Source organism: Faecalimicrobium sp. JNUCC 81 (assembly GCF_053667625.1).
This window is the reverse complement of record NZ_CM132203.1, coordinates 3,130,883-3,147,247: the sequence shown is the minus strand read 5'-3', so window position 1 is coordinate 3,147,247 and position 16,365 is coordinate 3,130,883. Positions and strand designations below refer to the sequence as shown.

Annotated in this window: 12 protein-coding genes; 11 read left to right on the top strand and 1 reads right to left on the bottom strand. The window is 28.0% G+C overall.

The genetic code is table 11. From position 1 onward, the window contains the following. Positions 1-2 precede the first annotated feature (2 nt). From glgA to JNUCC81_RS15560, 9 genes are all read left to right on the top strand, one after another. Positions 3-1,445, top strand: a complete 1,443-nt coding sequence (gene glgA / locus JNUCC81_RS15600; protein ID WP_454094308.1) for a glycogen synthase GlgA — start codon at positions 3-5, stop codon at positions 1,443-1,445. A gap of 15 nt (positions 1,446-1,460) precedes the next feature. Next, entirely contained in the window at positions 1,461-3,911 is a 2,451-nt protein-coding gene (locus JNUCC81_RS15595) for a glycogen/starch/alpha-glucan phosphorylase (protein ID WP_454094307.1), read from the top strand. Beyond that, on the top strand, positions 3,889-5,742 hold the full coding sequence (locus JNUCC81_RS15590) for a glycoside hydrolase family 13 protein (RefSeq protein WP_454094306.1): 1,854 nt from the start codon (positions 3,889-3,891) through the stop codon (positions 5,740-5,742). The genes JNUCC81_RS15595 and JNUCC81_RS15590 overlap by 23 nt, the downstream gene beginning before the upstream one ends. A 150-nt stretch (positions 5,743-5,892) precedes the next feature. Next, a complete protein-coding gene (locus JNUCC81_RS15585) occupies positions 5,893-6,318 on the top strand; it encodes a single-stranded DNA-binding protein (RefSeq protein ID WP_454094305.1) in 426 nt (141 codons plus the stop codon). Positions 6,319-6,609: 291 nt separating this feature from the next. Then, positions 6,610-7,878 carry a dicarboxylate/amino acid:cation symporter gene (locus tag JNUCC81_RS15580; protein ID WP_454094304.1) on the top strand — a complete coding sequence of 423 codons (1,269 nt, stop codon included), beginning with the start codon at positions 6,610-6,612 and terminating at the stop codon, positions 7,876-7,878. 136 nt (positions 7,879-8,014) lie between these two features. Continuing rightward, the gene (locus JNUCC81_RS15575; RefSeq protein ID WP_454094303.1) at positions 8,015-8,824 is read left to right on the top strand and encodes a MerR family transcriptional regulator; all 810 of its coding nucleotides are present in this window, start codon (positions 8,015-8,017) and stop codon (positions 8,822-8,824) included. A 77-nt stretch (positions 8,825-8,901) separates the two neighbouring features. Continuing rightward, positions 8,902-10,206, top strand: a complete 1,305-nt coding sequence (locus tag JNUCC81_RS15570; protein ID WP_454094302.1) for an MATE family efflux transporter — start codon at positions 8,902-8,904, stop codon at positions 10,204-10,206. A 151-nt stretch (positions 10,207-10,357) separates the two neighbouring features. Continuing rightward, positions 10,358-11,470, top strand: coding sequence for a YkvI family membrane protein (locus JNUCC81_RS15565; protein WP_454094301.1), 1,113 nt, complete (start codon positions 10,358-10,360; stop codon positions 11,468-11,470). A gap of 58 nt (positions 11,471-11,528) precedes the next feature. Beyond that, positions 11,529-12,398: a hypothetical protein gene (locus JNUCC81_RS15560; RefSeq protein WP_454094300.1), complete on the top strand. Its 870-nt coding sequence runs from the start codon at positions 11,529-11,531 to the stop codon at positions 12,396-12,398. 58 nt (positions 12,399-12,456) lie between these two features. Here the strand turns inward: JNUCC81_RS15560 and JNUCC81_RS15555 are convergent, their stop codons facing one another. Next, complete coding sequence (locus JNUCC81_RS15555) at positions 12,457-13,662, bottom strand: zinc dependent phospholipase C family protein (protein WP_454094299.1); 1,206 nt, start codon at positions 13,660-13,662, stop codon at positions 12,457-12,459. 253 nt (positions 13,663-13,915) lie between these two features. On the opposite strand from JNUCC81_RS15555, the gene JNUCC81_RS15550 reads away from it, so the two are divergent. Both JNUCC81_RS15550 and JNUCC81_RS15545 read left to right on the top strand, forming a co-directional pair. Further along, positions 13,916-15,103 (top strand): M20 metallopeptidase family protein, encoded by a 1,188-nt coding sequence (locus JNUCC81_RS15550; protein ID WP_454094298.1) that lies wholly within the window; start codon positions 13,916-13,918, stop codon positions 15,101-15,103. A gap of 219 nt (positions 15,104-15,322) precedes the next feature. Further along, on the top strand, positions 15,323-16,345 hold the full coding sequence (locus JNUCC81_RS15545; protein ID WP_454094297.1) for a BMP family lipoprotein: 1,023 nt from the start codon (positions 15,323-15,325) through the stop codon (positions 16,343-16,345). The last annotated feature ends 20 nt before the right edge of the window (positions 16,346-16,365 follow it).

Genomic DNA, 16,365 nt, shown 5'->3' with positions numbered 1-16,365 from the left:
TAGTGAAAGTTCTTTATGCAACATCAGAGTGTTGGCCATTTGCAAAAACAGGGGGATTAGGTGATGTAGCTTATGCATTACCTAAAGCATTAAAAAAGGAAGGTATTGATATTAGAGTAATACTTCCAAAGTATTCAAATATGCCAAATTATTTAAAAGAAAAATTAAAAGAAGTAGCTATATTTAATGTCAAGGTTGGATGGAGAAACCAATACTGTGGACTTTTAGAAATGGAATTAGATGGAGTTAAGTTTTACTTTATAGATAATGAATATTACTTTAGAAGGGAGGGAGAAATTGCATACCTTTATGGATATGATGATGATGCAGAAAGATATACTTTCTTTAGTAATGCTGTGTTAAAAGCTATATCAATACTTGATTTTTATCCGGATATAATTCATCTAAATGATTGGCATACAGGTATGATACCATTAACTTTAAATGAGAAGTATAGGAATTTACAAGGATATAAAGATATAAAAACTATATACACTATCCATAATTTACAATATCAAGGTGTATTTTCTAATTCGGTTTTAGGAGATGTACTAGACCTTCCATATAAGTATCTTGAAAATGGAGATGTTGAATACTATGGAGGAGTTAGCTTTATGAAATCAGGTATAGTATTTAGTGATAAGGTAAGCACTGTAAGCCCTACTTATACAAATGAAATACAAACTGAGTTTTATGGAGAAAGCTTAGATGGATTATTAAGACATAATTCATCTAAATTAACCGGAATATTAAATGGAATAGATTATGATTTAAATAATCCTAAAACAGATAAAGATATATTTGTTAACTTTGATATTAATAGTATTGACAAAAAAGTTGAAAATAAACTTAAATTGCAAGAAATTTTAGGTCTTGAAGTAAACCATGATATACCACTAATAGGAATAGTTTCTAGATTAGTATCACAAAAAGGATTTGATTTAATATCTTATATTATGCCAGAACTTATGAGAGAAAATTTACAAATAGTAGTTCTAGGTACTGGAGAGCATCAATATCAATCGATGTTTAATTATTATGATTCACATTTCCCTAATAAAGTATCCGCAAGAATAACATTTGATAGTGCATTAGCACAGCAAATATATGCAGCAAGTGATATATTCTTAATGCCATCATTATTTGAACCATGTGGAATTGGACAAATGTTAGCCATGCGATATGGAACACTTCCAATTGTTAGAGAAACCGGTGGTTTAAAAGATACAGTTAAGCCATATAACCAATATACTAAAGAGGGAAATGGATTTACATTTGCAAATTATAATGCTCATGAGATGCTTTATTGCATACAGAGAGCGGTAGGACTTTATAATGATAAAGATACTTGGAAAAAATTAATGTTTAATGCTATGGAAACTGATAGTAGCTGGAAGAAATCAGCTCAAGATTATATAAAGACCTATCAAGATATGCTAGATTAAAGGGGTGATTTGATTTTGGTCACAATTAGTAAAAAGAAATTTAAACAGCAATTTGAAACTAAGATGTATAGTTTGTATGCTCAGTCTATAAATGAAGCTAGTAATGAGCAATTATTAAATGTTTTATGTAGCGTTATAAAAGATATAATTGCAAAAAGATGGGTTGAAACTAAAGTAAGTTGTCAAAAAGAAGTATATTATTTTTGTATAGAGTTTTTAATAGGAAGACAGCTAAAATCTAATTTATTAAATCTAGACCTAGAAAAAACTATAAGAGATGGTTTAACAGATTTAGGAATTAGCTTAGATGACTTAATAGAAGAAGAAGTAGACCCAGCCCTAGGAAATGGTGGATTAGGACGACTAGCAGCATGTTTCTTAGATTCTATGGCATCATTAGATATAAGTGGTCATGGATACGGAATTAGATACAAGTATGGTCTTTTTGAGCAAAAATTTGTTAACGGTTATCAGGTAGAAGTTCCTGATAACTGGCTTACACAAGGAAATTATATATGGGAAACTGTAAGACCTAATAAGGCTGTAGTAGTTAAATTTGAAGGGGATGTAGAATTAATAGATGATAATAAAAGGTTAAGAGTAGTTCATAAAAATTACATTCCAGTTATGGCTATGCCTTATGATATTCCTATTATAGGATATGAAAATGATGCTATAAATACATTAAGATTATTTAAAAGTGATATTGTAAGAAGAGATTTTGGTCCTACATCTTCTAATGCTAAAAATTATTCGGGAAGCTATGATGATGCACTAAAATATAAGTACTATGCAGAAGAAATATCACAAGTTTTATATCCAAATGACTCGAACTATGCAGGAAGATTACTTAGATTAAAGCAAGAATACTTCTTCGTTAGTGCAGGGATTCAAGATATAATAAGAAAATTTAAAAAGCATAAGTCTAATATATTAGACCTACCTAAAAGTGTTGCTATTCATATAAATGATACACATCCAACACTTTGTATTCCAGAATTGATGAGAATATTATTAGATGAAGAAGGATTATCTTGGGATGAGGCTTGGGATATAACCCAAAATACAATATCTTATACAAATCATACAATAATGGCTGAGGCTATGGAAAAATGGCCTGCAGAAATGATGAAGAAATTACTTCCTAGAATATACATGATAATAGAAGAGATAGATAGAAGGTATAAGAATTATTTAAATGAAAAATATTATGGAGATATTAACATGATCGACCATATGAGTATTATAAATTGTGAAAATATAAGTATGGCTCATTTATGCATAATGGGAAGTCATAGTGTAAATGGTGTAGCAAATCTTCATACTGAAATATTAAAAAATGAAGTGTTAAAAGATTTCTATGATGATGAACCAGAAAAGTTTAATAATAAGACAAATGGAATAGCTCATAGAAGATGGTTACTAAGCTGTAATCCGAAGCTAGCAAATCTTATCACAGAACTTATAGGAAGTGAATGGAAAAGAGATACTTCAAAACTAAAAGAGTTGGAAAAATATAAAGATGATTTAGATGTATTAAATGTATTAGATGAAATAAAAACAAATAATAAAAAAATATTATCCAATCATATAAAAGAAAAATATGATATAGATATAAATCCAAACTCTATATATGATGTTCAAATTAAGAGGTTACATGCGTATAAAAGGCAACTTTTAAATGTTTTCCATATACTTCATTTATATCATGAATTATTGGAAAATCAACATTTTGATATGGAGCCTAGAACGTTTATATTTGGTGCAAAAGCTGCACCTGGGTATCAATTAGCAAAATCGATAATTAAATTTATAAATTCAGTAGCATATAAAATTAATAATGATGAAAGTGTTAAAGATAAACTAAAGGTTGTTTTTGTTGAAAACTATAGTGTATCCTTAGCTGAAATAATAATACCGGCTGCTGATGTAAGTGAACAAATTTCAACAACTACAAAAGAAGCATCTGGAACGAGTAATATGAAATTTATGATGAATGGTGCAGTAACTATAGCAACATTGGATGGGGCAAATGTTGAAATACATGAGCAAGTTGGAGATGAAAATATTATATTATTCGGATTAAGTGCTAAACAAGTACTAGATTATGATAAATATGGCGGATACTCAGCACTAGATTTATATAAGTCTAATAGATATATAAAAAGAGTTGTAGATGACTTAATAAATGGATTTATACCTAATATAGAAAAAGAAGGTAGAGAAATTTATGATTCATTAATAACGTATAATGATGAGTATTTTGTATTAAGAGATATGGAAAATTATATAGAGGCACAGCAAAAAATAAATAAATTATATAAACAAAAAGAAAAGTGGAATAGTATATCTTTAGTCAATATAGCCAATTCAGGAATATTTTCTTCAGATAGAACTATATTAGAATATGCAAAAGATATTTGGTTTAAAGGGTGTGAGATAAATGGGGAAGATAATAAACTATAATTCTTGGGAAAACAAGGCTCCTTTTGGAGCCTTGAAAATCAATCAAGGTATGAAAATATCAATAAATGTAAATAAAGAGTCTAATATATCAAATATTGCCTGGGTAATATTTAGAGAAGATGTAGAATTAAGTAGAATTAACTTAGTAAAGGAAAGTGAAAATTGTTATAACGGAGAATGTAGTCCATTTGAAGAAGCTGGTATTTACTTTTATTATTTTGAAATAGAACTAAATAATAATCAAAAATTGTTCTATGGAAAGAGTAGGGAAGATGGGCAGGCTTGTGAATACTCTTATTATGATATAAATAAATATCAAGTAACTGTGTATGAAGAATATGAAGTTCCTGCTTGGTATAAAGAAGGTATAGTGTATCAAATATTTGTAGATAGATTTAATAATGGTAATAAAACCAAAAAGCCTAGTAATCCTAAAGAAAATAGCTTTATATATGGAACTTGGCGTGATACGCCTATGTATATAAAGAATGAGGAAGGCGAAGTAATAAGATGGGATTTTCATGGTGGAAATTTAAAAGGTATAATAGATAAACTTACATATTTAAAAAAGCTAGGTGTAAGTATTATATACTTAAGTCCAATATTTGAATCTTCAAGTAATCACAAATACGATACAGGAAACTATGAAAAGATAGATCCGATGTTTGGGGATGAAGAAATATTTGAAGATTTAATAAAAAAAGCAGAAAAAAAAGGTATAAATATAGTATTAGATGGAGTATTTAGCCATACTGGTGCAGATAGTAAATATTTTAATAAGTATGGAACATATGATGAAGTAGGAGCTTTTCAGTCACAAGAATCTAAATATAATTCTTGGTATAACTTTAAAAACTTCCCTCTAGAATATAAATGTTGGTGGGGTGTAAAAACATTACCAAATGTTAATGAATTAGATCCGGGATATATAGATTATATTATAAAAAGTAAAGATAGTATAATTAGAAAATGGACAAGTAAAGGTGCAAAAGGTTGGAGATTAGATGTAGCTGATGAACTTCCAACTAACTTTATAAAATTGTTAAAAGAAGAATTGAAAGATATAGATAATGAGGCCATCTTAGCAGGTGAAGTCTGGGAAGATGCATCTAATAAAGTAAGCTATGATGAAAGAAGAAGCTATCTTCTTGGAAATCAGTTAGATTCAGTTATGGGATATCCTTTTAGAAGCAATGTAATTTCATTTTTAAAAGGAGAAATAACATCTAAAGATCTTAGAAATAAGTTTATGGGGATTAAAGAGAATTATCCTAAGGAAGCTTTTAAATCAAATCTAAACCTAATAGGTAGCCATGATGTTACTAGAATAAAAACTGAATTAAATGAAGATAATGATATGGTTAAACTAGCTGTTTCTATACAAATGACATTTGAAGGAGTTCCATACATTTACTACGGAGATGAAGCAGGCCTTATAGGTAAAAAAGATCCAGATAATAGAAGAACGTATCCTTGGAACAATGAAGATGAGGATATGATAGAATTCTACAAAAATATAATATCAACAAGAAAAAAATTAAAGCCATTAGTTCATGGAGGTACTAAGTTTATAGATACTAAAAATGATGATGTATTTGGGTTTATAAGATTTACTGAAGATAATGAAAGAATTTTAGTTTTAGTAAATAGAAAAGATTATATTCAAGACATAAATATAAATTTAGATGGAGATATTTTGGAAGAAATAGATATAAACTATGGTGTTAAAAAATATGTAGAAAGCATATTTAAAGAAGATGATAATTTTAATATAGAATTAAATAAAAAATCATTTAGAATATTTAATATGAGAAAGATAATGGAAAACTAATATAATTAAAAATAACTTAGAAAAAAGAATGCAAATTTGCATTCTTTTTTTGAAATTTACTATAAAAAATCTAAATTTTGGAAAATGTGTATTATAGATGAAATCATTGTTCATAATTTAAATAAAAATAAATTAAAGAGGATGATATTTATGAATAATGTTATTTTAGCAGGACGACTTACTAGGGATGCAGATATAGATTTTGTAGGAGATTCTCAAGTTGCGAGAGCGAGATTTACATTAGCAGTAGATAGAGATTATAAAGATAAATATGGTAATAGAGGAACAGATTTTATAAATATAGAGGCATGGGGTAATAGAGCTCAAGCTTTTGCTCCTAGATTAAAAAAAGGAGCATTTACATTAATACAAGGAAGTGTTGTAGTAGATAGGTATAAGACAGCAGATGATGAGAGTAGAGCTATAACTAAGATTTATGTAAACAGCTTTAAATATATCGAAACAAGGGATAAAATCAATGATATAAAGGAAGAAAGTAAGCAGTATGATGGTAACAAATTATTTGAAAATGTAGGAGTGGATATTAACTCAATAGAAGAAGAACTGCCGTTTTAATTATAATATAAATAAGAAAATAAAAGGAGTATAAGTTGGAAAATATTAAGAAATCTAACTTATACTCCTTATTTATATATAATTAATGAATTTTCGAAGATATTATTTAATGAAAGTTGGTTAAATATCAAAATACTAATTTAATTAAACTAAAGACACTGATAACTTTACAAAATTAAAAATTCGACACCTAAAACATAGACGGACTTTATTTTTTTAATGAAAAAATAAAGGTAGTAGTGTATAATATAATATATAAAATGAAAAAAGTTCGAAGAGAGGAGAATGATTATGAAAAAAAAGATCACGTTGACGAGTAAAATTTTACTAGGTCTTCTGCTAGGATTCTTATTTGGATTACTATTAAAGCAGATGCCATCGAGTTATATAAAAGATACAGTAATTTTAGGAGGAGTATTTAAGATTTTTGGAAATGGATTTACTTCTGCTATAAAAATGATGGTTGTTCCATTAGTATTTGTTTCATTAATTTGCGGTTCGGCTTCTATGGGAGATGTTAATAAGTTAGGTAGAATAGGTGGAAAAACTATGTTATTTTATCTAGGAACTACTGCGATAGCAATAATAGTATCATTATTCTTAGGTAGTGTATTAAAACCAGGTTTAGGTCTTGACATGAGTAACTTAGTTTCAGGAGATGTTGCAATAGGAGAATCAAAATCGTTAGTTGAAATAATATTAAATATTATACCAAGTAATCCAATACAATCATTAGCAAATGGAGATATGTTACAAGTTATATTCTTTGCATTACTTATAGGGGTAGCTATAAATGTTGTTGGTAAAAAGGCAGAACCTATTAAAGTATTATTTGAAAGTGCAAATGAAGTTTGTATGAAAATGGTAAATATAATAATGTTATTTGCTCCATATGGAGTATTTGCATTAGTTGCTAATACATTTGCAACAGTTGGAACGGATGCAGTATTTGCATTATTAAAGTATGTAGCTGTTGTATTACTAGGACTATTAATACATGTAAGTGTAGTCTATGGTGGATTATTCAAAATATTTACAAAGCAAAAAATAAAGCCTTTTTTAAAAAAGTTTACACAAGTAGCAGCAGTAACTTTTTCTACTGCGTCAAGTAATGCTTCAGTACCGGTAAGCTTAGAGATAATGGAAGAATTAGGTGTTGGGAAAGCAACAAGATCATTTACAATACCGATGGGTGCAACTATAAATATGGACGGTACTGCTATAATGCAAGGAATAGCAGCATTATTTATAGCACAAATATATGGAGTAGATTTAGGATTAAATGATATGATGACAATTGTACTTACTGCAACATTAGCATCTATAGGAACAGCGGGAGTTCCTGGTGTAGGTATGATAATGTTATCGATGGTTCTTCAGTCAGTAGGACTTCCACTTGAAGGTATAGGTCTTATAATGGGAGTTGAGAGAATTATAGATATGTTTAGAACTACAGTCAACGTTATGGGAGATAATGTTTGTACTTTAGTTATAGCAAATAGTGAGAAAGATTTAGACTTAGAACAATATAATAAAGATGCTAAATCTCAATTAGCATAATTATAAAAAAGAGTACTAAGGTAATACTTAGTACTTTTTTTATATATTAAAAATTATAATAATTATATTTTTTTAGAAAAAAGTAATGTATCATTAGTGTATTATTAAATATAATAATTTTTAAGAAGGTGGTAAAATGAGAACATACTTTACAATAGGAGAGATATCTAAGCTATCTAATTTACCTATAAAGACACTTAGGTATTATGACCAAATAGGGATATTGAAACCTGCATATATAAATAAAGAAAATAATTACAGATATTATTCAATAGAGCAATTTATGCATATAGATATAATAAAATATTGCAAATTAATAGGAATGTCTTTAGAAGAAATAAAAAAACTTATAAACTCTGATGGAACCGTAGAATCTATGTTAAATACATTAAAAAGACAGAGTAGCTTATTAGAGAAAAAAATTAAAGAGCTATCAGATGTTAAATCATATTTAGATGAATTAGAAGCGAATATAGAAGAAACAATAGACTCTAAAATGAATACAGTGATTATAAAATATAATAAAGAACGTAAATTTATAAAGTACGATTGTATAGCTAGTGAATTAGAAGAATTCGAGATGCATTTAAGAAAGGTTATTATCGATATTGAAAATAAGTACAATGAAACATATCCTCAACTTGGAGCAAGTTCATCTTATGATAAATTAGTTAGTGAAGGTAAGTTAGTATATACAGGAATCAAAAGTTTTTCTCAAAGAGAAAAGTATAAAAGAGAAGGTGTTTTACCGGAGGGAGAGTATATAACTATATTATTTGATGACAACTATAAAAATTATATAAAATACTATAAAAAAATAGTTAAATACATAAAAGAAAATAATATAGAGGTAGTTGGAGACTTTAATGAAAGGTGGATAATGCCAAGGATAGATAAGGATACAAAGGAAAAAACTTTAGTACAAATAGAAATATTAAAAAAATAATAAAAAAATATTGACACTCCACTAACTGTACACTTTACAATCTAAAAAGTAAATAATTTTTTAGGAGGTTGTAGTATATGTCAAAAGAATTTTTAAAATATGCTATACCATCAGCTTTAGCTATGTGTATAGCTTCATTTAATACAGTATTAGATGGAGTATTTTTAGGAAGAGGTGTTGGGGATTTAGCTCTTGCAGCTGTAAATATAGTTATGCCACTTACTATAATATTTTTTGGTCTTGCTACTATGGTAGCAGTTGGTGGTGGAGCTTTAGTTTCAAAAAACTTTGGAGCAAAAAATGATGAAAGGGCTATAAGTGTATTTAGACAGGTAATGAAGTTTTTAGTTATTATAAGTTTAACACTTAGCGTTGTATGTGTTATTTTTGCATCTCCAATAGTTAAATTAATGGGGGCTACAGAAAATCTTCAAGATTTATCTGCAGAATATTTAAGATACTATGCAATGTTTTGTATACCAAATTTATTAGGAATTGCACTTGGAAGTTTTGTAAGAAATGATAGTAGACCAAATCTTGCAATGATATCTACTATAGTAGGTACTATATGTAACGTAGCATTAAACTATATATTTATATTTAAATTAGGATTAGGTATAAAAAGTGCAGCAGTAGCTACGGGCTTAGGCCAAATAGTAACAGTTTTAATAATAGTACCTCATTTTATAGGAAAAAGGGGTAAGCTTACATTTGGAAAATCTAAAATGGAAAAAGAAATTATAATGGAAGCTATAAAAGTTGGTTTCCCATCATTTATTGCAGAAGCAGCTTTTTCAGTAATGATACTTATTCATAATATTGCTATAACTTTTGTAATTGGAGAAATGGGACTTTCAGCTTATGCAGTAGTAAACTATATTACTACTAATATATACTTAGTATTATTAGGGGTAACTTTAGGTGCACAGCCTCTTATGAGTTATAATTTCGGAGCTAAAGATGCAGATAAAATAATAAATGTATATGGGTTAGCTGTTAAAACTAGTATGATAATTTCTACTGGATTTTTCCTTACATGTTTATTCTTTGGAAAGCCTATAATAGGAATATTTACATCAGATAAGGTGATAATTGATATGGCTTATATAGCGCTTAACATGACTAATTTAGCATATTTTTTAATAGGAAAGAATTTAACAACAACAGTATATTATCAAGCGATAGAATTTACTAAGTATTCAAATTTAATAGGAGCTCTACGTTCAATATTAGTTCTTCCTATTATACTAATTGTTTTATCTAAAATATTTGGGGCCAATGGTATATGGGTCAGTATGTTTGTAACAGAATTTATAACAATGATTATTATATCTAAAGTAGCAAATATACAAAAATATGCTTATAAAGCAGTATCAAATTAAATAATATAAATAATGAATATAGGGCTCTACTTTAAATAAAATTAACTTATTTGAAGTAGAGTTTTTATTTTTAAATAAAATGATATTAATAATATTGAACAAGCATATAGATAAATAAAGGGGAAAACTATTATTATAGGAGGGACTTTAGATGAGTAGGGGGAGTAACTTCAAAGAAATTATGCGATTTGCAGGAACCTATATATCTGTTTGTATAGGCTCGGGATTTGCAACAGGACAAGAAATTATGCAGTTTTTTTCAGCACATGGAATGATAAGTATACTATCGAATATAATATGTATGGTAGTTTTAGCTTATTGTGGAGCTAGTTTGTTAGAAATAGGAAAGAGTGCAAAATTAAGATCAAGTAATGATATTTTTACATATTTATGTGGCAACTTGATAGGAGGTTTTTTTAAACTTTTTATGCCTATATTTTTCTTTTTAAGTTTTGTAGTTATGATATCTGGTGCAGGTGCATCTATTAATCAGTACTACGGAATAGATAAAAATATAGGATCATTGATCCTTGCACTATTAGCCCTTGGATCAGTACTAATGGGGATGAATAAACTAATAGATATATTAGGCAATATAGGGCCTATGATTATAATAATATCAGTTGGTGTAGGTGTTGTTACAATTGCAAGAAATTATGAATCATTTCTTGCTGTAAATGAAATAATATCTACAATAAACGTTACTAAAGCAATTGAGAGCTGGGCTATAACAGGTATTATTTATAGTGGTCTAAATTTAATTATAGCAACACCATTTTTAGTAGGAGTAGGCACTACAGCTAGAAATAGGAAAAATTGCATATGGGGTGGAATTTTAGGTGGTATAGCATTTATGATTGCGGCTATAACTTTAAATTTAGGAATAATGTCAGATATACAAAATATATATATGACAGAAATACCAACATTATATATGGCAGATAAAATAGGGCCAATAGTTGGAGTTATGTTTTCTTTAATGCTTATAGCTGGAATTTATACTACGGCAGTTCCACTACTTTGGAGTGTATGTAGTAGCTTTGCTAAAGAAAAAACATCTAAATTTGCAATAATAGCCATTTTATGTACTGTAGCAGGATTTATAGGAGGAAGATTACCTTTTGCGATGTTAGTTAACCTAATATATCCAATATCAGGTTTATTTGGAGTAGTTATATTAGTATCAATATTTATAAAAAAATCAGGCGTATTTAATAGGCGAGGTTGTAAAATTAATAGATTGCTAACTTGTAAAAAAGATTAGAATGATTAGGTAAAACTATGATAATATAATTACATAATTAAAACAAAGGAGAAATAATATGAATAAACAATTAGAGATAGACTATTCATTTGGTTACGTTTTTGATAAAAGTAAATTAATAGTAATGTATCCAGTGGGAACAAATATAATAGATGAAGAAGAGTATGAAATGGAAGTTGAAGTAGCATTTTTAGAAGATGGTATAGAAGTAGCGTTTGAAGAGAGTGATATAAAAGAAGCAAATGCAACGATAAAGCCATTAGAAATGTTTTTAATGAAACCTAATAAAATAATACCATTTGTAACTAGTATAAAGGATGCAAATACAAAAACTGAACTACCTAAATTAATTAAAGAATTTGATGAAGAGTATGAAATAAAAGAAAATTACATAAATAAAGGATATGAAATAAAAGATATATATCATGTTTTTCAAAATGTATCAAACTACATACCTAAAGAAAATATAGAAACATTAAATATATTAAAAGTAGAATTAGATAAGTTTGATATGGAAGGTTTTATAAATACTATAAAAGAAAACTTAGATGAAGCAGTGGATGAAAGTTTAATATCTGTTAATATGGTAAAAAGTAATTTAACAGACCGTTTATTTATAAAATCTGATGATAAAGATGCTAAAGCTAAGTATATAGTATTTGCTACAGATATAAGTACATATTCAAAAGGTATTTTATGTGGAAATAAAGAAATAGTAGAAGATTTAGACTTAGATATGGGTGATTTAGAAATATCTAATACTAAAGATGCAGGATACTTAATTAATGAAGTAGATGGTTATCTTACTTTTAAAATAGCAAACTTTAACTCACAAACAGAAAATAAAAACCAGGTAGCTCAAATAGTTGACTACAGTGGAATATTTAAATCTATGATGATAAATTTTGTTAATAAGTTTGTTAAGTAAAAATATAATAGTAGTTATATAAAAGGGGTTGTCTCAAAATAGACAGCCCCTTTATTGTTTATTTACTTATATAGTAAGTTTCATTTCCTGATAATACTTTATTTATATCCTTTTGAAGTATTACCCTTCCATTTGATATTAATTTTAAATTACTTAGTTCCAAATCATCGCTTGCAACAGCCATATTATCTTTTCTAATCCAAAACTTAGTTATATTATTCGTATCAAATTTTAAATTATCTTTTGTTTTTAATAAATAGTTATCTACTTGATTTCTTTCAAAATCATCACCTGCATTATCTAATATCCATTCATTTTTTACGCCATCTTTTGTTTCAAATCCAAAATATACATTATCATTTGTTCCTGCATATTTATTGTCAGCAGTTTTTAATACTAAATTAAATTCACTAGCCATATTGTTATTTAAATCCGTAGATTCATCTTTAGATACCTCATCCATAAATCTATATAAAAAACCTGCTGTACAAACTTGTGAATTTTTTATAGCTTCTCTTCCTGAGTAATCCCAATTTTCCCAACTATGATTCATAGTTGAATGGCTATAATATAAATCTTTAGCTTTTTTAGCGTATAAAATTGAATTTTGAGTCATCCATTCATCATAATTTTTATTTTTAGATGCTTCTTTATATACGCCTGAAGCAGTATCTGTTCCAGTTGTGTTTAATGCATAATTTTCTTTTCTTTCTTCCACAAATGTTTCATACTTAACGTGACCGGGACTATCTACAGCAGTTATATTAGATGCATGATAAGGAGTATTTAAATCTCCTAAATAGTGTAATCCTTGTCCTAATAAAAATGTAGCTTCTTGATAATTACCTTTTTCCCATTCGTTTTGTGCTAGAATTGTAAATTTTCTTACTTGAGTTTCAGCTGTATCATATATAGGTGATGCTACATACCACTTATTATCTAGTGTAAAGTTATTACCTGTATCAGGATCAAAGAAATGATCTTGATACAAATCATATGCGTTTGAATCATAATCAGGGTAAGTTGATCCTACTTTTAAATCCTTAATATATTTATTTAATATTTCTATATTTTGTTTAACTATTGGTGATTCATTTTTACTTAAATCATTATTTAGCATAGTTAACCCCTGTTCTGCTATTAATGCATGTGTTCCTGTACCATCTTTTTTACCATCCCATGCATAAGATGTGCCTCCCATAAGAGCACATAAACCTACGACACAAAATGCATTAATTGATTTTTTTAAAACTCTGTTTTTCATAACTATTCCTCCATATAACCCCAAAATTTTTAAAACTCCCTTTTGACTATGATGTTAGCAGTTATTTTTTCTAAAATAATAATATTGGACTAAAATGGGAATATCGTGGACTGAAATGAGATATTTAACTAAATTTTATAAATTTTTGTTCTATTTTGAAAAGCTTCTTTTATTGCATAAATTGTAATATAAAAACTAACTAAGCATAAATATTATAATACTTTTAATTAAAATAATATGAGGAGAAATTGGTATGGATAAAGAGAGGTTGATTAAAGAGTGTGAAAATATAAAACCCTGGCTTGTTAATATAAGAAGATATCTTCATAAGACACCAGAATTGTCAGAAAAAGAATATGAAACTAAGAAAAAAATAATAAAATACCTAAAAGAAATAGGAATAGATTATATAGATTTTAAAGATCACAGTGGAATAATGGCATATATAATTAATGAAAATTCAAAACAAACAATAGCGATAAGAGCAGATATAGATGCACTTCCAATAAAAGAGCAAGTAGATTCCTCATACAAATCAATAAATGAAGGAGTAATGCATGCGTGTGGGCATGATGCTCATACATCAATACTACTAGGCGCATGTAAAGTACTTTATTCAATAAAAGATAAACTAAATATTAATGTTAAATTTTTATTTCAACCTGCAGAAGAAACTGTAGGTGGGGCTAGATTTCTGATAAAAGATAAATGTCTAGAAAATCCAAAAGTAGATTATATATTTGGTCTTCATGTAATGCCAACTGTGGATACAGGAACTATAGAAACTAAATATAATACATTAAATGCAAGCACTGATACATTAAAGATTTCTATAAAGGGCAAGAAAGCTCATGGAGCATATCCAGAAAATGGAGCTGATGCTTTATTAGCAGCAGCTCATGTAGTAACAGCATTACAAAGTATAATAAGTAGAAATTTATCTCCACTTAATTCGGCAGTATTGACAATAGGACAAATATGTGGAGGAGAAGCACAAAATATTATATGTGATGAGATAAATATGAAAGCAACATTAAGAACATTAAATCAAGAAACTAGAGATTTTATGCTAAATAGAATAAAAACAATAATAGAAAATGTTTCATTAGCTTTTGGATGTAGTGGGGAATTAGACTTAGATGAATATGGATACCCAGCTGTTATAAACAATAAATTTTTAGTGGATATAGTAAAGAAAAATACTGAAGAATTACTAGGAAAAGATAAGTTTAGTATGAAGGAAAAACCATCTTTAGGGGGCGAGGATTTTTCTTTCTATACTAGAGAGTGTGAAGGTGTGTTCTTTAACTTAGGTTGTGGGAACAAAGAAAAAGGTATAATAGAACCATTGCATACATCAAAATTTAATATTGATGAGGAATGTTTGTCGATTGGTGTTATGATACATGTTGCTAATACATTATATTTTAATAAAAATTAAAATAATAATTGATATAAAAGTAAAAATATATTGACAAATACTATATAAAATGTGATAATACTTAAGGAAAATTTATAAATAAATTACAAAAATAAACTTTAATTTGGTCCAGAGAGACTAAAAAGATATTTGAATAGTTAAAACATAGAAAAAAGCTAACTATCCTTTTATCATGATGATAAAAGGATTTTTTTTAGAAAAACATCAGGAGGTTAAAGCATGAAACTTAAAAAAATAGCAGCACTAGCAATGACAACAATATTATCAGCATCTATGTTAGTTGGATGTTCGGGAAAAACTAAAGAAAAAGATGATTCACAAATAACTATAGGTATGATAACAGACGTGGCTGGTGTAAATGACCAATCATTTAACCAAAGTGCGTGGGAAGGTCTTAAAAAAGCTGAAAAAGAATTAGGAATAAAAGTAAAATATTTAGAGTCTAAACAAGATTCTGATTATGCTAGTAATATAGAAACTTTAGCAGATGAAGAAGTAGATTTAATACTAGGAGTTGGAATGAAGTTATCGGGAGCTATAGAAGAGGGCGCTAAATTATATCCCCAACAAAAATTTGCATTAGTAGATGAGACTTATAAAAATATACCTAAAAATGTAGAAACTATACAATTTAATGCTGAACAATCAGCCTACTTAGTAGGATTAGTAGCAGGAAAGATGACAAAAACTAATAATGTAGGGTTTATAGGTGGTATGGAATTACCAGTTATAGAGACTTTCCAATATGGATTTATGGCAGGAGTAAAAGCTGTTAACCCAAGTATAGAAATACAAACACAATATGCTAACTCATTTACAGATCAAGCAAAGGGTAAAGCAATAGCTAATCAAATGTATTCAAAAGATGCAGATATATTATTTATAGCAGGTGGAGATGTTGGAACAGGTGCAATAGAAGCAGCTAAAGAAAATAATAAATTTGCTATAGGTGTTGATAGAGATCAAAGTGATTTAGCACCAAAGAATGTATTATCTTCAGCTATAAAAAGAGTTGATGTAGGTGTATTTGAATTAGCTAAAGGTTTAAAAGAAGGTGAATTCAAAGGTGGAGATACTACTGTGTACGGACTTGATGAAAATGCAGTTGGAATACCTGAAACTACTAAAAACTTAGTACCTCAAGATATAATAGATTTCGTAAACGAACAAGCCGCTAAATTCAAAAAAGGAGAGTTAAAAGCTCCTAAAACTAAAGCGGAATACGAAGCTCTTGTAAAATAATACAAGCATAACACAAAAGC

What these genes read in the sequence shown, in the direction of transcription:
- JNUCC81_RS15590 (WP_454094306.1), top strand. Translation starts at nt 3,889, where the DNA reads ATGGGGAAGATAATAAACTATAATTCTTGGGAAAACAAGGCTCCTTTT.
- JNUCC81_RS15575 (WP_454094303.1), top strand. Translation starts at nt 8,015, where the DNA reads ATGAGAACATACTTTACAATAGGAGAGATATCTAAGCTATCTAATTTA.
- JNUCC81_RS15545 (WP_454094297.1), top strand. Translation starts at nt 15,323, where the DNA reads ATGAAACTTAAAAAAATAGCAGCACTAGCAATGACAACAATATTATCA.
- JNUCC81_RS15560 (WP_454094300.1), top strand. Translation starts at nt 11,529, where the DNA reads ATGAATAAACAATTAGAGATAGACTATTCATTTGGTTACGTTTTTGAT.
- JNUCC81_RS15570 (WP_454094302.1), top strand. Translation starts at nt 8,902, where the DNA reads ATGTCAAAAGAATTTTTAAAATATGCTATACCATCAGCTTTAGCTATG.
- JNUCC81_RS15555 (WP_454094299.1), bottom strand. Translation starts at nt 13,662, where the DNA reads ATGAAAAACAGAGTTTTAAAAAAATCAATTAATGCATTTTGTGTCGTA.
- JNUCC81_RS15585 (WP_454094305.1), top strand. Translation starts at nt 5,893, where the DNA reads ATGAATAATGTTATTTTAGCAGGACGACTTACTAGGGATGCAGATATA.
- JNUCC81_RS15580 (WP_454094304.1), top strand. Translation starts at nt 6,610, where the DNA reads ATGAAAAAAAAGATCACGTTGACGAGTAAAATTTTACTAGGTCTTCTG.
- JNUCC81_RS15565 (WP_454094301.1), top strand. Translation starts at nt 10,358, where the DNA reads ATGAGTAGGGGGAGTAACTTCAAAGAAATTATGCGATTTGCAGGAACC.
- JNUCC81_RS15550 (WP_454094298.1), top strand. Translation starts at nt 13,916, where the DNA reads ATGGATAAAGAGAGGTTGATTAAAGAGTGTGAAAATATAAAACCCTGG.